At 39.9% G+C, this 21,732-nt stretch carries 14 protein-coding genes; 4 read left to right on the forward strand and 10 right to left on the reverse strand.

Features of this window, described 5'->3' with window-relative positions; genetic code table 11:
* Window positions 1-403 precede the first annotated feature (403 nt).
* The 10 genes from UABAM_RS28835 to UABAM_RS33595 form a co-directional block, all read right to left on the reverse strand.
* Window positions 404-1,342, reverse strand: coding sequence for an MraY family glycosyltransferase (locus UABAM_RS28835; RefSeq protein WP_173013638.1), 939 nt, complete (start codon window positions 1,340-1,342; stop codon window positions 404-406).
* Between the two features lie 161 nt (window positions 1,343-1,503).
* Entirely contained in the window at window positions 1,504-3,564 is a 2,061-nt protein-coding gene (locus UABAM_RS28840) for a serine/threonine-protein kinase (protein WP_151971455.1), read from the reverse strand.
* Between the two features lie 152 nt (window positions 3,565-3,716).
* Window positions 3,717-5,093 (reverse strand): uracil-xanthine permease family protein, encoded by a 1,377-nt coding sequence (locus tag UABAM_RS28845; RefSeq protein ID WP_151971456.1) that lies wholly within the window; start codon window positions 5,091-5,093, stop codon window positions 3,717-3,719.
* The gene (locus tag UABAM_RS28850) at window positions 5,093-5,968 is read right to left on the reverse strand and encodes an FAD binding domain-containing protein (protein WP_151971457.1); all 876 of its coding nucleotides are present in this window, start codon (window positions 5,966-5,968) and stop codon (window positions 5,093-5,095) included. Before UABAM_RS28850 ends, UABAM_RS28845 begins: the two co-directional genes overlap by 1 nt.
* Window positions 5,969-5,987: 19 nt before the next feature.
* The gene (locus UABAM_RS28855; protein ID WP_151971458.1) at window positions 5,988-6,596 is read right to left on the reverse strand and encodes a CoxG family protein; all 609 of its coding nucleotides are present in this window, start codon (window positions 6,594-6,596) and stop codon (window positions 5,988-5,990) included.
* 21 nt (window positions 6,597-6,617) lie between these two features.
* The gene (locus tag UABAM_RS28860; protein WP_151971459.1) at window positions 6,618-8,969 is read right to left on the reverse strand and encodes a xanthine dehydrogenase family protein molybdopterin-binding subunit; all 2,352 of its coding nucleotides are present in this window, start codon (window positions 8,967-8,969) and stop codon (window positions 6,618-6,620) included.
* Window positions 8,970-8,981: 12 nt separating this feature from the next.
* A complete protein-coding gene (locus UABAM_RS28865; protein WP_151971460.1) occupies window positions 8,982-9,443 on the reverse strand; it encodes a (2Fe-2S)-binding protein in 462 nt (153 codons plus the stop codon).
* Complete coding sequence (locus UABAM_RS28870; protein WP_151971461.1) at window positions 9,440-10,885, reverse strand: serine/threonine protein kinase; 1,446 nt, start codon at window positions 10,883-10,885, stop codon at window positions 9,440-9,442. Before UABAM_RS28870 ends, UABAM_RS28865 begins: the two co-directional genes overlap by 4 nt.
* 60 nt (window positions 10,886-10,945) lie before the next feature.
* Entirely contained in the window at window positions 10,946-11,263 is a 318-nt protein-coding gene (locus UABAM_RS28875) for a hypothetical protein (RefSeq protein WP_151971462.1), read from the reverse strand.
* A gap of 72 nt (window positions 11,264-11,335) precedes the next feature.
* Window positions 11,336-11,482 (reverse strand): hypothetical protein, encoded by a 147-nt coding sequence (locus UABAM_RS33595; protein WP_173013639.1) that lies wholly within the window; start codon window positions 11,480-11,482, stop codon window positions 11,336-11,338.
* Between the two features lie 262 nt (window positions 11,483-11,744).
* Here UABAM_RS33595 and UABAM_RS28880 point away from each other — a divergent pair, with 262 nt between their 5' ends.
* From UABAM_RS28880 to UABAM_RS28895, 4 genes are all read left to right on the forward strand, one after another.
* Window positions 11,745-12,302: a hypothetical protein gene (locus UABAM_RS28880; RefSeq protein ID WP_151971463.1), complete on the forward strand. Its 558-nt coding sequence runs from the start codon at window positions 11,745-11,747 to the stop codon at window positions 12,300-12,302.
* A 203-nt stretch (window positions 12,303-12,505) separates the two neighbouring features.
* Window positions 12,506-14,329 (forward strand): protein kinase domain-containing protein, encoded by a 1,824-nt coding sequence (locus UABAM_RS28885; protein ID WP_151971464.1) that lies wholly within the window; start codon window positions 12,506-12,508, stop codon window positions 14,327-14,329.
* A 158-nt stretch (window positions 14,330-14,487) separates the two neighbouring features.
* The gene (locus tag UABAM_RS28890) at window positions 14,488-15,438 is read left to right on the forward strand and encodes a serine/threonine protein kinase (protein WP_229759322.1); all 951 of its coding nucleotides are present in this window, start codon (window positions 14,488-14,490) and stop codon (window positions 15,436-15,438) included.
* 201 nt (window positions 15,439-15,639) lie between these two features.
* Window positions 15,640-21,723: a serine/threonine-protein kinase gene (locus tag UABAM_RS28895; RefSeq protein WP_151971465.1), complete on the forward strand. Its 6,084-nt coding sequence runs from the start codon at window positions 15,640-15,642 to the stop codon at window positions 21,721-21,723.
* The last annotated feature ends 9 nt before the right edge of the window (window positions 21,724-21,732 follow it).

The following is a 21,732-nucleotide window of genomic DNA, read 5'->3' on the forward strand; positions in this document are numbered from 1 at the left end:
GCGTTTTTTGGTGTTATAGCCTCGTTATGTACTGATTTGCTTTTGAAATTTATCGAACATATAATCTTTTGCGGATCAAACTCCAAAGGGGTTTGTCCAAAATGAACAATGTACAAAAAGCAAAATTGGTATTTCTTCTCAAAAAAGCGACTGGTAACTTCATCGTTAAATTGATTGAGTTGCGGAGAGTCGCTGTATGGAGTTAAAAAGATTTGGCTTTGTTGTGACAAATGCCCTCGCCATAGTGTTTTTGTTTTTGGTGATCTCACAGTTTTAAATTCGACCACAGGCGATTCTTTTTCCGTTAGGAAAAGTAAATCAATACCCCTTATAATTATAAGGGGCATACAAAAAAAAGCCAAGCAATGTATAAAGTATTTTACCTTCTCTTCATCCATATCATCTATCCCGCATAATGCGCTACTGCAAATGAAATAACGCTCAGGACACATGTTACTGTAAGGGTATAAAATATTTGTTTTTCTTCGCTGATTCCCTGGTTTATAAAAAACAATATCGAATTTTTCTTATCGACAAATAGTGACATCACAAAATACACAATCGGCACCGCTAAAATGGCAACGGGTACAACAAAACTAACGATTGCATTTGACGAAAAGGTTAAATCCATAGAAGTCGCCGCGATAACAAATCCTAAAAAATACGTTCCAGCTTTACCAAGCAAAATTTTACTTGGTTTTACTTGATCGATAAAGACACCTAGCAAGCATCCAATCACGACAGCTAGCACTAGCGCGTTTTCGTATTGATCGCCGACGACAGAAAACAGAAACAATACCGAGCTAATCACGATAAGTATATTGGTAAATAGTCCATCAATTTGGTCTAAGGAATCTAAGGCATTTATGATAAATACAACCCAACAAATAGATAAGAATATATTGCCTAAATAAAATGTCCCTTCTCCCATAGAAAAAGGTAAAAAGCGTAAAAATTCGTGGTCAATAGAAATACTGTTGACGATTAAAACACAAGCGGCCAGAATATGAATTACAATGCGCAACAATACCGAAAATGGGTACACGTCGTGTATTAATCCACAAAATGTTACTAAAATAGCACCTAAGAGAATGCCTAAAAACTTAGGGTTTCCCAGAGAGATTTTGATTTCTTGGTCCGGAAATTCAATATAGAAAAACAGAATCAATGATAGTATAAACCCTAAATATACAGCTACCCCTCCGAAATACGGAATCTCCCGACCACGAATGGTATCTTTTCGAGAGACAATTTGGTAATTCTTTGCGATCCTTTTTATTGGGTACACAGTAGAATAGGTAAGAAAAAAAGCTATTGATAGGTAAATTAAATAATACGTCACTTTTTTACCCCTAAAAAAAAAGAGGCCCATAGAAGTCTTCTTCTAGGACCATTATTCTAGGATGTGTTTGATAAATTTAACTGTAGAGAGCTATTTATGAATAGAGTTGGTGTTAAGGACTAAGAGAGGGTCCCTTAAACAACAATATGCGAATTTTATACCTAGCTTTCTGCTCCTAAACCTCGTAATTCGTCGCACAGAGTCTTATATTGTCTAGCACCCTTGTGGTTTTTATCAAGCGTTAAAATAAAATCAAAACTCTTGATTGCTTGTGTATACTTAGAATTTCGAAAGTTCTCCAAACCTTCTTGTAGTGCCTGATCAATTTGTACTTGATCCTTGAGTTTCTTCTCAGCAAGTTGTTTGTATTTTTCGGCACCAATATGCGTTTCCATATACCTAAGAACACGTTCATAGCACTTGATCGCTTTGTCCCATTGTTGACCTTTGAAGAATGTCATGCCCTGGTTGTAGAAGAAAGCGATTTCCTCCATTTTATTGCCTTCATCTATGCGATCTTTGGTTTCTCTTAATAATTTCTCTGCATCTTTGTGTTCACCGTCTATATGTAACACTTCTTCGACGATTTGTATAGCGCGGGTAAAATTCCAGTTGTTATATTCTTCCACAGCTTGCTTGTATTTATCATCGACCTCAGAGCGATTTTTCTGTAAGCGCGATAACTCAGCTTGGGCCATTTCCAAATATTTGCGAGCATCTTTGTGACCGGAATGTAATTTTAGAACCTCTTCAAACCAATGCACAGCTTCTGCATACTTTTCGTTTTTTAGAGCCATGATAGCATCGCGATACATTTCCGCAATTTTTGCCATTTTTATTTTTTTATGGCATAGTGATTGTAATTTTTGAATAAGCTCACTGTATGGATTAATAAGTAGCGCTTCTTCAAATTTTTCCAACGCCTGTGCAAATTTGTTTTGCTGAAATAATTTTTTCCCAACACGAGTAATTTTTTGCGAATTTTCCAACTCTTCTTTCACAGCGTTTTGTGCGCTAGAAAATGTCTCAGGCATTCTTTTTTGCAAAGAGGAAATATACCTTGTTACTGTTTTAGAGTTTTGATAGTGGCAGGCCAATTTCAAAAAATCTTTTACGTAGTTAAACGCCTCTTCATGCATCGCTGCTTCGTGAAAAGCTTGCGCTTGATGAAACCACTCTTCTATTAAGTCCTGCTCTTGATGAGTTTTTACGAGTTGTAAAGTTTCTTGTTTTTTCGTTAAGGCTTCTTTGTTGCTTGGTTCCATTGCCAATATTTTATCATAGATTTCCAAAGCTTCACCAAAATTTTCACGGTCTACCGCTAGGTGAGCATCTATAATAAGAGGCGTTATTTTATTCTCAAGTCTAGTTGTTGGCGATCCTTGGTTAAGTAAAACGTCTATGAGTTCATCAACATTCTTAAAACGATCCTTTTCATCTTTCGCCAACGTTTTTAAAATGACGTTGTTTAAAAACGTCGGTACTTTTTCGTTGAGTTCTACAGGAGGGATAGGATCTTCATTTAGGTGTAACTTGTATAGAGCAATAGGGCTCTCAGCATCAAAGGGCACACGTCCTGTGACCATTTCATAGAGAATAACACCCAAGGCGTACTGATCAGTGTAAGCAGACACTGTTCCTTCAAATTGTTCGGGGGCCATGTATGTTGGTTTACCAAGAACAATACCGGTCTGAGTAACACGTTCAGAGCCTATCGTTTTTGCAATTCCAAAATCCATAATCTTTACAACATCATCTGGACGTATCATGATGTTGTCAGGGGATAAATCACGGTGAATGATTTGATGTTTAAGATTATGAGCATATGCAATGGATTTCCCCACTTGAATGAACACATCCAATGCTGTTTGAATCGGAAAGGCGCCATCATCTTCGAGAATATCTGCAAGAGTTTTTCCCTCGACGTACTCCATTATGAAGCCTGTTATATCCGGCTCATCAATAGCACTTATTATACGCACGATATTAATGTGATCAAGTTGTGCAAGAAGGCGCATCTCAATTTCAAACCGTTGCCGAAACCCTTTTTCTTCTGATAAGTGCGGATGAAATATTTTCAATGCTCTTGGAACATCAAGTTTAGTATCTATAGCCTTATAGACTGTCCCAAACCCCCCCACCGCAATCTTCTCTTTAACAACACACGAACCAAATGTGCGGTTGATCATCTTATCAACTTTTTCTATATTTTCCACTGTCATGAATTGCCTTTATTAATGAATGGATTTGATTGGATGGATTTGGTAAAAAATAATGTAGAGAAAACACATATAATTACAACATGTCCTGATTTTAAACCCAAGTATTTTCCTCAAATTTTATACTTTTAGTTAAATAAAAGTCAAGGATTTTTTTATGAAATCGCTTTCCTATTTTCATCTATACACTCATTTGTGGTTTCTTGTATTTTTTGAATATTTTTGTTTAGCACAGCGTTTAGCGTAACGCCAACAACAACGGCAACAACCACTGTGTTTCCCGTTAAGATTTTGAGAGGTATCGGCAAATCCCATCCTTGCACAGCCGATGGTATTGAAAGAGCACTTATCAAAGTGATACCAATAATAAGTGAATTTTCATTGGTATTTTTTGCCGCCGCTAAAAGGCGAATACCTGATACGGAAATCATACCACACACAATGACAAAAACAGCTCCTAGTACACAACGTGGCATGGCAACTAACAGTGCGCCAAACTTAGGACATAAGCCATACAATATCAAAATGCATGCGGCTATTTGCACAACAAAGCGACTTGCAATGCGTGTAGTACTTATAATACCGATATTTTGACTATAGCTGGTGCAAGGCATAGCTCCCAAAAGAGAAGAGAGAACACAGGAGAAACCTTCCGCGGTAATTCCGCGATTCATATGCTTTACCTTGTATGTCTCACCACATGCAGCACATGTGGCCGCATAGTCACCGATGGATTCGAGAATAGAACCAACATAGCCAGCAAAAACTCCCACAACAGCGGCAAATAAAATGTCGGTAGATGTTATTTCAAAAAAAGAATATGGATATATTTCCGGCAGCGAAAACCATGGCTTTTGCGCAACGATGTCCCAATCCACTAAGCCAAAAAAACCAGCGATTCCCAATCCCACAACCCAAATTGAAATAAAAATAGCCGCTCTTGCAATTAAACCGCCTAAGACATTTTTTGCAAATACTTGCAAACCCAAAATCATACAAAGAACTAGGCCGGCAAGAAATATGGTGTCTTTATTGCCAAAGGTCCAACTCATCGCCACTTTTCCGAGGGAAATACCTATGCACATTACGACACAGCCGGACACAGCGATGGGAAAAAATTTACGTAAAAATCCCAAAACTCTTAGTGCGCCCAATAAAGCTTCCAAAATTCCACCAAGGAAAATAGCAAGCCACATAGTAGACGCCCCACATATAGGTCCAACGGTTTTTAGTACTGCGGTATGTGTGGCAGAAGGCCCTTGTATAATAGGAAGACGGTTACCTAAAGTCGTTTGGATTAGAGTAGAAATTCCCATGGCAAACAAACAGAAATTTACGAATTTTGCACCTTGAATTTGAGTCATCCCCATAGCAGAGGCAACCGCCAAAGGCAAAACAAAGGGAGAAATATCGACTAATGTATGCTGCCATGCATACAGAATACTTTCTCCCCATGAAGGAGGTTTTTCGTCTATCTTGTATATTGGTTCGCAAACAACGGGCGACTCTTCCCAAACTTTTTCATCTTGCATTACGCTAAAGCTTTGTCGAAAGCGCGCTTCAATGTTTTCTTCGTTAAAACTTTTGCCAAGTGGCGGCGATAATCTGCAGAAGCGTGAATATCAGACCCCGGTTCAATATCTTCACTAGATGCCACGTTGGCAATATTTTCGAGTAACTCTTCACTTACATTTTGTTTATCTAAAAGTTGCGAAGCTTTTTCCGCGAAAACGGGAGCATCACCCACACTAAAAAATACAATCTTACCCTTTTCGCAACGCCCTTTGCGATCAACGTTCAAACTGACCGCAACTCCCACCATGGCATAATCTCCATGACGACGAGAAACTTCATCAAAGGCAAAGCCATATCTTTTTGGCATATGAGGGATAGCAACTTCTGTGAGAATTTCGTCTTCCTTCATCGCGGTGCCGAACATTCCCGTAAAAAAATCGGTGATAGCCACGACCCGTTCACCGTCTTTATTGCGCAAACGTAAACTTGCATCTAAAGCCAACATAACAGCTGGCAACTCTGCCGCAGGATCTGCGTGGACAAGACTCCCCCCCATCGTTCCACGATTGCGAATTTGAGGATGTGCGATATAGGGTATTGTCTCGTGTAATAGTGGACATTTTTTGGCAACAACATCACTTTTTTCCAACTCGGAGTAGCGTGCCATAGCACCTATCAGTACACCGTGTTTACGATGTTCTTTTATATATGATAAATCTTGTAGGCCGTTTATGTCTATGAGAATGCCTGGTGTGGCAAGTCTAAAATTCATTGCCGGAACTAAACTTTGTCCTCCAGCTAAAATTTTAGCCTCACCTCCATACTGGTGCATTAAATCAAGTGCTTCTTCCATCGAAGACGGCTTATAATATTCGAATGTGCAAGGCTTCATGCTCGAATTCCTAATCGTTTTATTTTACAAAATACCAAATAACAGCTGCGATACCAACTCCCACAACTCCTAATATACCCCAAAACATAGGATTTTTCACGGAATCCTCGGCAACATCTTTTGCGACTCCTACAGCAAATTTTACTTGTGATGGAGGAATATATTCTGTTTTTGCTCGGGGATCTATTTGATGTTCAAGAGCTGCGTTCATGGATTCCAAACTTTGCCGCGCCATACTCTTACCTACAGTATCAAGAAGTCTTTGCCCTACGCTAGCGAGTTTTCCACCCACTTGTAAATCGGCAGCATACTTCATCAAAGTTTCGCTTTCCGTTTTTTCTTCGAGGGAAATTTGAGCTTTTCCTTTGACAAAACCAGACTTTCCCTTACCGTTTACAACCATTGTATAGCTTTCGGGTTCGACTTTATCACTTAATTGTATTTTACTAGAAAATGAGCCCGAAACAGGACCAACCTTAACTTCCATCTCTGCTTCGTATTTATCTTCTTCGGTTTTCTCCATTTTCTTAGCGCCTGGAAGTGCTGTAATAAGGACATCTGGATCCTGCAATAAATCCCAAACTTCTTCACGCGATCCTTTAAAGGTAAATTCGCCTTCTAATTTCATGTCCAACTTCTCCTTAGTTGTCTAAATTTGTTCCTTGGTTTTGTTTTGCGAGATTATTTCATATAGTCTATTGGGACTTAGAGGTATTTCTAGAATTTCTAAATTACAATCGTGGAAAGCATTCTCGATAGCTTGGGCATATAGTGCTCCCACAGGTATAGCTCCTGCTTCTCCTGCTCCTTTTACCCCTAAAGGGTTTAACGGTGACGGGGTTTCGATATGATCACCTTCAATCTTTGGTACGTCCAGAGATGTCGGCAATAAATAATCCATAAACGATGCATTCAACAATTGTCCATTTTCGTCAAAGAATAGTTGTTCGTAAAAGGCATTACCAATCCCTTGGGCAACACCACCTTGTATTTGCCCATCTAAAATCATTGGATTGATAACTCTTCCACAATCGTGCACGACGATATATCTTTCAATATTGACAAGGAATGTCTCGGGGTCAACACTGACAATCATGGCATGTACTCCACTAGCCGTCGTACCTCGCGAAGGGCCAAAATAAGAGGTGGCTTCAAGTCCTGGTTCGGTTCCTGGTTTTACAGCTCCACGCAGTGGATTTGCTTTTGCCGCAAGCTCCCCTAGTGAAATCGCCGTGTCAGGAACACCTTTTACTTGAACGTTGCCTCCGCTCACCTCAAGATCATCTTCACTTGCTTCCAAGATCTCACTAGCGAGCTTGTGTATTTTTTTCTTCACCGCTAGCGCCGCTTCATGACAAGCGCTTCCAGCAACTACAGCTCCACGACTAGCAAAAGTTCCGGCTCCCCATCCAAATTCTAGTGTATCTCCTGTGACAACACGTACATCTTCAACTGGTACATCCAAAACCTCAGAAACAATTTGAGCAAAAGATGTAAAGTGTCCTTGCCCTTGCGTTCCAATACCTGTTACTAAACTTACTTTGCCACTTGGATCAATGGATACTTTAGCCCCTTCATAAGGACCGATTCCCGTACCTTCTACATAAGAAACAATGCCGATCCCAACGCGTTTTCCTTCTTGTAGTAAACGCGGTTGCTCCTCTTTGATGAACTTATCGTATTCAATCAGTTCTACGGCACGTTTTAATGCCGGTTCATAGTTACCACTGTCATAAACCAATGGAGAGAAGTCTTGGTATATTATTTCATTGTCATACGGAAAAGCATCCTGGGGAATAAAGTTTTTCCTACGAATTTCGACAGGTGTCATGCCCAGTTTTTGCGCCGCTAAGTCGAGCAAACGCTCCATAACAAAAACCCCGTGCTGTCGTCCAGCTCCACGATAAGGAGTAACAATGGGTTTATTGGTGAATACGGCAGTAAATTCACTGTAGTAATTTGGTACATCATAGCAACCAAGTAGTGTACACTGGCTATTGATGGGAACAGTGAGTCCATAAGGTGCATATGCTCCGGCATCATGGACAAAAACATCGTGAATACCCAAAATTTTGCCATCTTCTGCTACGGCAATTTCCGCTTCATGCACTTGACCGCGTTCATGTGTTGTTGAAAAAAAGTTCTCTTCGCGATCTTCGATCCATTTTACAGGGCGCTTTAGTTGTTTTGAAACCCACGGTATCAAAACTTCTTCCGGGTAAAACATCATAATTTTAGGTCCGAAGCCACCGCCGATAAACGGTGCGATTACACGCACTTGCGACTGAGAAAGTCCCAACATCGCAGCAAGGCCATTGCGAATAGGAATCGGGGCTTGTGTGGTATCCCAAACAGTAAGCTGTTGATTCCGTTCGTCCCAATTCGCCACTACACCGCGATTTTCCATCGCCGCTGCTGTTCCACGGTCATAGATAAACTTCCGCGAAATAACCGTATGTGCCTTATCGCGAATAGACGAATAACTTCCTTTTTCTTGGACCACATGAGCCGCAATATTCTTTTCAATATCATCATGTACGAGCGGGCTCTCATCCGTCATGGCTTTTTCAATATCTACAACAGCATCTAAAAAGTCAATGTCTACTTCAATGTCTTCTACAGCATCTTCTGCAATATAACGACTTTCTGCAACAACCATCACGACAGCTTCCCCAGCATGGCAAATTTTATCTTTTGCAAGAGGGACTTGTGTGCGTTCGTTAAAGACAATATCTTTAATTGGTGGGGGGGGAACTAAAAGGGGACCTCTTTGCCAATAATCGCCTAGATCTTCGGCGGTATATACTCCAATGACTCCAGGTCGTTTTTTTGCCTCTTCGGTATCGATACTGAGAATTTTCCCATGGGCATAGTCACTGCGATAGAAAGCGACATGTAATGTATTTGGTAAATTTACATCGTCTGTAAACAAAGCTTGGCCAGTAAGAAGACGAGGATCTTCATTGCGACGAATACGTTGTCCAAAATATCTAGTAGCCACAATTACTCCTCCTTAGGTTAAAGATTTGGCTGCCAACTTCACAGCATCTACGATGTTCTGGTATCCTGTACAACGACAAAGGTTTCCTGACAGTGCTTCACGAATTTCGTGTTCACTTGGATCAGGATTTTCTTTCAGAAAAGGCACAAGCGTCATTAAAAACCCTGGTGTACAAAAACCACATTGTAAGGCGTGCTTTTCGCGAAATGCTTCCTGAATAGGGTGAAGATTGTCTACATTCCCAATACCTTCCACAGTTGTAAGTTCCTCACCGTCAACCTGAACTGCAAAAATAATACAAGCGCGGACAGCTTCGCCATTCAGCAAAACAGTACAAGCACCACAAACCCCATGTTCACATCCTACATGAGTTCCTGTAAGCTCTAAATCGTGACGTAAAAAATCACTTAACAGCATTCGTGGTTCTACATCGCGCTCATATTTTTGTCCGTTTACTGTTAGACTTATTTTCATTTATTTTGTTTCTTTCCTTTTAAAAGGCTCGTTAGAGCTTGCCACATACTTCTTTTTTCACCGATTCTAGATAATTCTTTTGCCAATGCATCTGCCGTTTTAAATCTTTGAAAGGCATCTTTTTTCAGACATTTCATACAAATTTGATCTATTCTTTTATTTATTTCGGGTCGGTCATGACTTGGTGGCGGAGGATCAACGGTTAAGATGTTTTGGTATATCTCTACAGTGCTCTCCCCTTCAAAGGGGTTTCTTCCGGTTAACATTTTGTAAAAAACAACACCTAGAGAATAAATGTCACTGCGCGGACCTATTCGCCCTAATTGTCCTTTTGCCTGCTCTGGAGACATGTACGATGGCGTCCCCAGCAAAGATCCTGTGCGAGTGATTACAGTAATAGAGTCCATACACTTTGCAAGACCAAAATCCGTAATTTTTGGCGTACCGTCTTTGTCGATCAAAATATTCGAGGATTTTATATCGCGATGTACAACCCCCAAACGATGGGCGTACTCTAGCCCCCCACAAATATCTTTGATAATAGATATCGCTCTTTCTATTTCAAGAGGTCCACGATCAATGATATCCGACAGTGACTCGCCTTCGATAAAGTCCATACAAAAATACGGAATTTCATTTTCAATGCCCACTTCCAAAATAGATACAATATTTGGATGTTTTAACATTTCAAGAGTACGTGCTTCACGGGCGAAACGTTCTTGAGCTTCTTGTGATGTACGATGACCTTCTCCCAAAACTTTGATTGCGACAATTTGCCCTGATGATTTTTTTTGGCCGCGATATACGATACCCATACCACCTTCAGCAATTTGTTCAAGAAGTTCATAGTTACCAAAAACTTCTTTTTCAATTACTGCCTGAGATATTTCTTGCCCGCGTTTGTATGCGGAAAACTCTTGCTCAATTGTTGGTGCGCCAAACACCGTTTTGCAATGCTTGCAACGTAGTTTTTTTCCTGGCCCCAAATGCATTAAGCGAAAGTTTTTTTGACATCCTGGGCATGCCAATGTTTCAGAGGAAATAGAATGATACGTTTCGAGTAATTTGATTAACGATATTTCTTGGTTGTTTAAGAGAAGTTCTATTAGGGAGATAGAACTCCCACGTTCCTTGTATTCTTCCTGCTTGCGTATATACTTCTCTAAACGCTCTATTTTGATGAGATCTTTGCGTAACAGCAGACGGCACATCACAAGGTCTTCACCCTTTTCACGGCTTTGTGTTACATTTATTTTTTTTTGCTGTTGCTTGATTAACTTTTGTAAGTTTTTTTCATCGACAAACTTCTTCTTCAACATCACAATACCTAAATGCGTATTGTGGCGTTCCTGTATTTCTAAACAGTTTCGCAAATCCTGTTTATTTAAAGTTTTTGTAGCGATAGCTACTTTACCAAGCAATAAATCGTATTTACTGTGCATACACTCTACATACTTATTAAAGTAAAGAAAATAGTTATGGTGTCAAACTTTGTAAACGTCTTAATCTCTTCGGCCATGACTTTTTTGACGTTTTTTTCCTGGAATAAACATAACAAATATTTTTTTGAGACCACGAATAAAATTGGTATAGATTGTTTTATCCTCAGGCTCTAAATCTCTTTGAGGATCAAATTGGTATTCAATTGTATCCTCAAAAACTCCAAAGTCTAAATCTTTCTTTTCTACCTCGGAACCTTGCTGAGGGGATTTTAGTAACACTTCGTCTTGTTTTGACGCAATCACCTTCTTCTTGCTAGGTTGTCCAAACAAAATAATGTACTTTTTTCCTTCAGAGGTTGATACGGTACTTTCTCCCATGTACAACTCTTTTCGACAAAATGACGATTCTCTTCCGTAAAATATCTATTTTATTTATGTATTTTTACTTTGTCAATTGCAAAACTCTTCGTCAACAGGAAACCCAGTAATCGGTTGTGAAAAATAAATAGCATAACCACCAAATTTGTTAGAGCAGCACTCTATCGTATCGACATTTAGTGAACGATGGTAACGAATGTTCACTAATTGATAACGCACCTTAATTTTCTGTTGAAACCTTTACGAAAAGGTAGTAAGATTAGAAAATCAATCCAAGACCTAGCAAAATAACAGTCATGATTGCAAGTGAAATACAACAAGTTCCATTTCGCAAGCGTATCATCTCCATAGAAAATGGAGATTTCGTAGTTTTATTTTTCTCCAAAGCAATTACGGCTTCGCGAAAATGGCGTAGGTGAAAACACCACGCATATTTTTCAACAACGTAGTAGCAATGACTTTCTATGCAAGGTATTTAAACATGACAAAATTTCATTTTTTTATCATTTTATTTTTTATTTGTAGTTGTAGCAATGCATTTCGTCAAAAAGACTCTGCGGCACAGGAATTTTTGGGAAAAGAAGTGTGGACAAAAACAAATTTACACCTCTTTCAAAAACAGTATGTATACTGGCAAAACTATCTATCAGGTGAACTTCTCCCCGTAGGTACTCCTCTGAGATTAAAAGAGGTTTATACCGAAGAAGCTATTTTGACAGACACAAATAACAATGATTTTATTGTACACTGGAAAGTAGACGAGTCAACTGCGTTTAAGGACGTTTTTGATCAATATTTTTTGCTGGAAGATCCGAAACCATCTTTACAAAACATGAGCAACAACATAGTAGAGAGTATTAGTCTAGGAGAAGTGAAAAGAGGTATGTTGAAACAACATGTTATTGTATCTCTTGGCTACCCTCCAGCGATGAAAGACCCATATAGTAAAAACGTATGGATATACTGGGAATCTGAATTTCGCAAAAGAGCTATATATTTCGAAGATGACAAAGTAACAAATATTATTTACAGTGAATAGCACACGATATCATTAGTTCGCAAAACGCCGAAGTATTGAAATTTCATGGCACTAGAAATGCACTTTCATTGAACTTTCTCTTCATCAATACTAAGTACACTGCTGGTAATAGCAATGGTAATTTCCAAAAACTGCGTATTGGGTGTTATGACGAACAAATGGTCACTAAAAAATAACAAGTAAAACGAGGAAATGGTAGTATTATGGCGAATACAAACAGAGCAATGGACTTTAGAACTTTTTGTGCACAGTGGGAAGAGCGTGTATTTATCCAGGTTCTTTTGAATTGGCGTTTGGCTTCACAAGAGCAAATTCAAAATGCTCTGCGAGAAAAATCATCTCCTCTGTCTCCTGCAAATACAACTTTAGGGCAAATACTTGTCCGTAATCGCGTATTGTCTCCCGTAAATTTCTCTAAAGCAAATAATGTTGTGCGCCAGCAACTACAAACTATGTATACAAAGCAACAAGGTGATACGGCACGTATTTCACAAACCTCTCATGGTTTAGCTGCTGGCCAGCAACAACAGCAACAGCAACAGCAACAACAACTAAAGCAATCGCAAGCAACACAACAAAATTCACAACCACAACAACAAACGCGTCGCTTTGGCTCTTACGAACTTATAGAAGAAATTGCACGTGGGGGAATGGGCGTTGTTTACAAAGCACGGCAAATGTACTTGAATCGCATTGTCGCATTAAAATTGTTGTTGTCGGGTACTGCTGCCACCGAGTCTGAAATTTTACGTTTCAAAAGGGAAGCGGAAGCAGCTGGTAGTTTGCAGCACGCCAACATAGTTTCTATTTACGAAATCGGTAAACAAGATAACCATCACTATTTCACCATGGATTTTGTTGATGGTGAAACACTACAAGCTCTCATAAAAAAGAAAAAGCCTCGAAAAAAACTTCTCGAATATATCATAAAAGTAGCTCATGCTTTACAGCACGCTCATCAGCGTGGCGTCATACATAGGGATATCAAACCATCAAATATTATTGTTTCTAAAGATGGTGAACCAAAAGTGACGGATTTTGGTTTGGCCAAAAAACTGGATGCGGAAACCATGCTTACAGAAAGTGGCTCCGCCCTAGGTACGCCGTTTTATATGTCTCCTGAACAAACCACAGGAGAAAAAGAAGTCACCGGACAATCAGACATCTATTCTCTAGGAGTTATTCTTTACGAAGTATTGACCGGACGTTACCCTTTCAACGGTTCCACCCTAGTAGAGCTATATCATAAAATTGTCAACGATGACCCAGTTCCACCGCGAAAAATAAACAGAAAAGTAGATAAAGATCTCGAAATTATATGTTTAAAATGCATGGAAAAAGTTCCCGAAATGCGCTATGCCTCGGCAAAAGATTTAGCAGATGACTTAGAAAATTACCTAAAGGGTGAAGCGATTAGTGCCCGTAGATCGAGTCCGGTTTATCGCTGGGGGCGAAAAATCAAAAAAAATAAAAAAACCATTGGTGCGGTAGTTTGGGGAATTGTCACCTTTAGCGCCCTCATTTGGCTACTATTCTTTGGCACAATGGACCTCGAGCTTTACAATATCCCTAAAGAAGAACGTCCTCAATATCTAAAAGCCAGAAAACACATGGAGGAAGGACGCCTTCTCATTCGTAAACACAAACTAGAAGAAGCGATCAAAGCATTTGAAAAAGCGATCAAAGACTACAAAAAAATGAAAGAAGCTTACATTAGCATAGGTGACATATACCAAGTTTACAAGGATTACCAAAAGGCCTTACAGGAATACAGTCGTGTCCTAGAAATCGATAAGAAATATGCTCCGGCTTATTTTCGCAAGGGGCATTCATACATGGGATTAAAAGATTGGGATCGCGCAATCGATGAATTTACGATGGCGATCAAACACAAGCCAGATTACACAGAAGCTTACGATGGACGAAGTCAGGCGTACCGAAACCGTGGAGACAAAAATCAAAACAGCGCTGACTTTGAAAAATCGATAAAGGATTACGAAAAAGCAAGAGAGTTAGAGAAAAAATAACAACCGACATCTCACACTTTTACACTGCTGAAAATGTTGACATGTAAAAAAAAATATGCTAATTTCTTTACTTAGGGCCACTTGGCAACCAAGTGTTGAGATACTTTATCAAAATCTCAATTTTACAATTCGGTAAAATCATTAGAGAAATTTAAATTATGGATACACCTCTTTTTGAAATAAACGACAAACACGAACTTAAAATAGCTCGAAAAATTGCGTCTGGAGGGATGGGAACCGTGTACGAAGCCATTCAGATGGGGGCAAGCGGTTTTAAGAAAAGAATGGCGATAAAAACCTTAATGGATGATGCTGCGGAAGACCAAGAGTTTGTCGAGATGTTTATTAGTGAAGCAAAGTTAGTTGCCGACTTGATTCACGAAAATATTACCCAAGTTTACCAGCTAGGTAAATTTAAAAACTCTTTTTACATAGCAATGGAGTACATCAACGGTGTTAACTTACAGGATTTTCAAGAGCGCCACACCGCTATACAAGAAAATCCCCCTGAGGATATCAGCGCATTTATGATTAGCCGTGTCTGTCGTGCTTTGGAATACGCCCACAACAAAAGAGATGCTGATGGCAATTTACTCGGAATTGTCCATCGTGATGTTTCGCCTAAAAACATTATGATGTCTTTTGAAGGTGTGGTGAAATTGACAGATTTCGGTATTGCGAAAGCTGTTCACCATATGGACAAAGAGGGAGATGTCCTATATGGTAAAGTTCCGTACATGTCACCAGAGCAAGCATCTTTCAAAGTAACGGATGCACGCTCCGATATATTTTCTTTGGGTATTTGTTTTTACGAATTGTTAAGTGGTGAAATTCTTTTTGGTAACCAAGAAACCATTATTACCATGCAAAAAATTATGCGCGAAGATGTACCACCTATTCGCGAAAGATGTCCAAATATCTCAGAAAAATTAGAGAGAATCATTCACAAAGCTCTAAACCGCGACTTAGAAAAACGCTACCAAACAGCCGGAGAAATGGGAACAGATTTAGAGCATTTCTTGTATGATGATGGCTATGGGCCAACAAACCTTACATTAGAAAAATATTTAAAAAACATGTTTCCTGAACGTGTGCCACAATACAAATAGACACCGATGTTGCCTAAAATATTGACAATTAACACAAAGTAACGTATCCTGATAAATGAACTTAATGAAACACTGTAGTCCAGAAGGCATATAGTATTTATCAAGAGAAAATAACCCTCTCTTGAAATTAAATTTAGTTAACTATCATTGCTTATCTTCAAACACATAAAATTAACCCCCTAGCGCTGGGAGAACACGCAAATGAGCGGAGAAATTTCCATTAACTGTTCAAACTGTTCTAAAACATTGAGCGTTATTCCAAGTGATGTTGAACGCATTATAAAATGTAGTTACTGCGGTACTTTTCTAAAAGTCCCCGCTCGTAAGTCCAAAAGATTAGAGATGCCTTGTCCTGCTTGTAATGCAAATCTAAATATTCCTCTAAAGCTACGAGGGAAAGTTTGTAGTTGCTGGAGTTGCGGAGCAGAGGTCTCTGTTCCTAAACCCGCAGAACTCATCATAGAAGAGGTCTCTATTCCTCAATCAATAGAACAAGGTGCACAAAACTGCGAAATAAGGATGACCATTTCCAATGGTGGTATGCAGGCCGAAATTACGGGTATTGATGTCGCTTTTGAAAGCAACAAAAAAGACCTCAACTCATTCTTTACCATCAAAGATGTCAATGGTAGCTCCTCTGTTGTCAGCGAAGGACAACCAATAACCATTGTATGTGTGTTTGAAGTATCACAAAATGCCCCAGCAGGCAAAGTCAATATTCACATAAAAATTAGTGGTGCCGATAGTACAGATAATACCCCAACCGCCATAGAGACAAAAGTTCAAACAAGTGTGGGTTATAACAGAGTGTTTGCCGTTGTCACGGAAAACGAACTAAGTGAAACAGCAGGCGTTCCTTTTGCCGTACAGTTATGGGCGTGTTTAGAAGATGGCGAAGTGGATGCTCAGTTTTCTGGTATGTACAACATCGATTTCTCTATATCAGATACCCCCACAAGTTCCGGTGTAAGTGCGCAATATCCGAAAACGTTGGCGATGGAGTTCGTCGAAGGGGTTGCGACAAGTGACCGCGACTTTATCTTATACAATAGTGTGGAAACTCCACAAATTACTGCCATAGAAAAAGCAAGTGGTGTAGGCGAAGGTTACACAGATTTTATCGAAGTTCGCCCTTCAAACTTTTTAGGATTCGCTATAGACCTCACATCTCCACAAATGAACGGTTGCTTGTTTCAGGGAACAAATCAAATCCGTGCCGTAGATAAATTTGGGAACATTGTCCCTGGATTCAACCAAGACGTCACCATTGCTCCTTCGAGCGTTAGTGGAGAGCTTTTTACAGACAATAAACCATTCTCCGCAATACCTGGGCGTTTTTTCGAAAACGGTGTTATTGACTTAACTGCACAGAAAATAAGCTACACAACAACCGAAGAACAACGTCTCCCATACGAAGAGAGCTTTGTAGTTTCCAGTGGTGGACATGCGACAACTTCTTCAGAGATTGTTATCGAAAATAACATCCTCGAAATATTTATCGAAAAAGTGGAAGCGCCAGAATTTACAGAGCAAGGCCAAGCATTTTCGATGGAGATACAAGCGTTCAACTCGTCATCTATGGACGTAAAAATTTCCAAGTTGAGCATTGATTTCCAACAAAACAACCAACAGGTCAATAATCTCTTTGACATTTCAGCCCCTGCAGGTACGAGATCTCTCAAAGCCGCTGCGCGAAATTCTTTACAATTTCAAGTCACACCTCACCAAGATATCCCCTGTGGGGAGTATACTATTGGTATTTATCTAGAAACACAAGACACAACAGGTGTGTTTCGCGCGAAAAAGAAGCATTCACAAAAAATCAATGTCGAACCCCAAGGGCGTACTTTCGTAATCGAAGCAATGGAAAGTAACGAAGTGACTGCTGGCCAAAACATTTCATTGCGCTTGACGTGTCAACTTGACAACCAAATAGACCAGAGCTACAGCGGTAAGAAAAGATTACATCTAGAATCAAATGCTTCGCCATCGGCAAATGCTTCCGAACCATTTATCCCCTCTTATGTAGATGTTGAGTTCAACAATGGAGTGGGAGAAGTTGTTGGACAAATTTCATTTACAAACGCTCAAGAACAACCGTTATTAAAAGTAGAAGATCATGCTCCTGGTGGCGCAGGGGGCCAAATATCTTTCTACGTAAAAGCAGGCGACTTGGCTAGCTTCTGGTTTGTTCTCGAGCCTACACAAAAAAATAGGGAAAGTTTTTCTGGTAAAAACTTTGTGATGGCCATGGACGCGCATGGAAACCTAAACCCACACTTTGCAGAGAATTGTGAAATTTTACCTGTAAGTGGTAAAGGGCACGTTGCTTTTGGTGATGAGGCTGGTATCATCCCCGCCCAAAGCTTTAAAGACGGTGTCGCGGACTTAACAGCCCTACAGGCTTGCTATCAGGCAAATGTTAGCGAAAAACTTCCCAAAGAAGAACAACTACAAGTGGTGTACGGAGATATCATCAGCAGCAGCGAAAAAATAACCATCACACCAAAGCCTGCAGAACTATGCATTAACCGCGTTACGGCTCCAGAAAAAATAGATGGAAACTCCAGCTACCAAGTTTCGTTAGAAATTGAGAATAAAGGGAATAACCCCGCAAATATCTCCACGATCCTCTTTAATTTCGAAAATGAGGGAGACGTATCATCGCACTATGTTGTATCTCCCGTAAATAGTCATACAGAAGAGTTATTGCCTTTTGTACCCTTTTTGGCAACATTTAACGTCAAAACAGGAAAAGAAACTCCTTCGGGCATAACTTCCATACAGGTCACCGTCGCTGGTTCTGACAAAGAAGAAAATATTCCACTACGCGAATCGAGTATGACCCAATGGCTTGTAGAAGAAAAAGAGCGTTCAATTGTCATCACAACACAAAATAAAGATGTCGAAACAGCAGGAAAACCATTTTCTCTTAAAATAGAGATTTTTCGCGACGATATGCGTGACATTATGTTCAGCGATGCTATTACATTTCACTGCTCTAGCAATGCCACAAACTCAAAAAATGGTACGGCACCACAAATACCAGAAAACATTACGGTAAACTTTACCAACGGTGAAGCGACAACGGACGCAGTTTTTGCACTGACAAATGCGGCAGAACAACCACATATTAATTTTAGAACCACAGATGGAAAAACCCAAACATCTACCTCTAAAATAGAGGTGCAAGCCGATGTGTTACACGACTTAGATTTTCGTTTGGCGCCCAACATTCGTGCAGGAGAGGTTCTCGTAGGTGAAAATGCCATTCATGCCGTGGACAAATTTGGCAATTTAATTCTAGCGTTCCAGGACCAAATACAAGTCAAACTATCTGGCGTTGAGGGACAACTCTACGACGTAAACGATCAACCGAAAACGATGTTGGAAGGGAACCTTTTTGAAAACGGTAACCTAAATCTTTCACGACAACAATTAAAAATAGATTGCGCCCCAACGCAAGTTTTGCCACAAAAAGCAAAATTACAGTGTTCGGTAAACGGAGTTTCTTACGAAAGTCCAGATTTTCAAATACTTGCGCGCCCAATTAACTTACACATAGACGAAATAATGTCTCCTTCTCAAGTACTATCAAACCATACCTACTTGATCGAAGTCAAAGTTCGCAATGATGGCAATGATGTAAAACTAAGCCATTCAAGCTTTACGTTTACGCATAACGGTGAGCCGGAGAATACTTACAAAGTTGCTCCTCATCCGCAAAACTTAGAGACCCTTCCGAAGGGAGTAACCTCACTGCAGTTCAATGTCGACATAGCGGACAATGCAGGACAAGGGACAACAGAAATTAGCGCACAATTAAAATTTCAAGATAATTCGGGAAAAGAAATAACTTGTGACAGATCCTTTCGATGGTTTGTCGAAGCATCCGGTCGTTCCTTTTCTATTCAAATTCCCCAGGATGTTACAGCAGGAAAACCATTTGCGATCACCCTTTGTGCTGAACGAGATAATGAAAAAGACCTAAGTTACGAAGGTAGCAAAAGTCTGTTGTTCAACAGTAACGCCAAAGCAGCGCCAAATGGAACAGAGCACAACATCCCATCTGAATTGCAACTTGAGTTTCAACAAGGGGTTGCCACTACCGGTGAGGAATTCACCTTTGTCAATGCAAACGAACAAGTGGTCATCGAGGTAGAAGAAAAACAAGGAGCAACAAGTGGGCTTTCTGGTACGATAGAAATAAAACCTGCGGAACTAGGCAAATTTGAAATTATACTGGCTTCACCGATTATCAATGAAAATCCGTTGAGCGAGGGTAGCTCGGTAGTTGCCCAAGACATCTACGGTAATATCAAAAGCGATTTTAAAGAAAGTGTACAACTGCGTCCGCAAAGTGGAAAGGGTGACTTTTATCTACCACAACAAGACATCCTAAATACGATTCCTGACTCTGCATTTGAAAATGGAGTAGTCGACTTAGTAAAATTAGGACTCGTGTATAAAGGTAACATCAATGATGTGCTACCAAAAGAAGATCAGTTTTTTGTATCTTTTCAAGACAAACAAGGACAAAGTAATGCTGTAACGATTGAACCACGCCCGATCAGTATAGAGCTAAAAGAAATTAAGTTTGTAGAGAAATTATTCCAGGGAGACTTGGTATGTCCGATTTCCTTTGAAATATATAACTGTAGCGATCAAGCGCTTGATCTCACAAAGGTAAGCTTTATTTTTACAGATAGAGAAAGCTTAGAAGATATTTCGGGATATTTCACAATAAGTTCTCATCCAAATAATCCTAAAACTTTACTGCGCGGTAGTAACAGTCAACTCGCATACCACATAGACGTTGACAGTGAGGCCAAAACAGGAGAAGTATCTTTACTGATAAAACCCACGATTGTTGACTCTGACACCGGCGAAGAAATAAGTGTTGAGCAAGAATGTTCATTTTCTCTACAGGAAAAACCACGGACCTTTATCATAAAAACCGAACACGACAACAACGAAAAAGTGGGAGTGCCTTTCTATCTAATTTTATGTGCCTACAAAGATGGACAAATGGACGTTTCGTATAACGGTGTCCACAAAATCAACTTTTCCTCTTCGGCAAGTAACATGGGTACGCACAACGCAAAAATTCCAGAAAATGAAAGTGTGGAGTTTAAGCAGGGAATGGCAAAAACCCAACGCAGTTTTATGTTTGTAAAAGCCCAAGAAAAACCGATTATCACTGCACTTGAACAAGGCAAGGCCGAAGGATCATCAGAGGAAATTGTCTTACAACCAGGGTCGATTCAAAGTTTGAAAGTGGTATTTCCAAGAGGTGAAGAAGAGCGCAAACCTTCTTACAAACTCAAACCTCTAGATGTATACGGAAATACATTAAATCAACAATTTTCCATGGACGAAGATATCAAGCCAGGTGTGATCCTGAGTGGAAGCCGTGGACATTTTTATGAAATACTCGACCTTATCGGTCACGGGGCGATGGGGAAAGTTTATCGCGCACGTCGTTTAAATGACAACATGATTGTTGCGATCAAGTCAACGATGTTTAGTGCTCTTTCTGACATTAACCGTTTTATCTTAGAAGCGGTGATGCTCATCCAATTTGAACACGAAAATATCGTGAAAGGTTATGACATACGCCAAATCTGTTCTATTGAAAAGGGTAAACCGGAACTCAAGTTTTACATGATGATGGAATTCTTAACCGGACAGAGTGTAAAAACGATTATAGACTCCTCGCGCGACGGTATACTATCTCCGATTCACGCGACTAAAATTATTTTACACACCGCGCGAGCTCTAAAATACATCTGGGATCGCAAGACAATACACCGCGATATAAAACCGGAAAATATTCAGATTACCAAAGATGACCAAGTCAAACTACTCGACTTAGGTATCGCAAGAGCAGAAGGTGGGATGACAGATATCAGTATTACACGCGATGACACCATCGTCGGAAGTTACCCTTATATCTCACCGGAAAGGTTGAAGAGTAATAACATTGATTATCGCGCCGATATTTACAGTCTAGGCTCGACATACTATCATATGTTAACGGGAATGCCGCCATATCTAGATACATACAAAGGGCGCGGTGGAAAAGATTTACTTGATTACCTAATTCGCATTCGTACCAAGAGAATGCCAACAGCTCCGGACAAATTAGAGCCGAGAATACCAGCGAATGTGTCAAACGTAATCATGACCATGCTTAGTATCAAAGCAACACGTAGATTCCGAGACTCAGAAGAAATGTTATCGGTATTAGAAAAACTATACCAAGAAGTTGCTAATAGCAAATAGGGGGAGATC

The organism is Candidatus Uabimicrobium amorphum, from assembly GCF_009002475.1.
Taxonomy (GTDB): domain Bacteria; phylum Planctomycetota; class Uabimicrobiia; order Uabimicrobiales; family Uabimicrobiaceae; genus Uabimicrobium; species Uabimicrobium amorphum.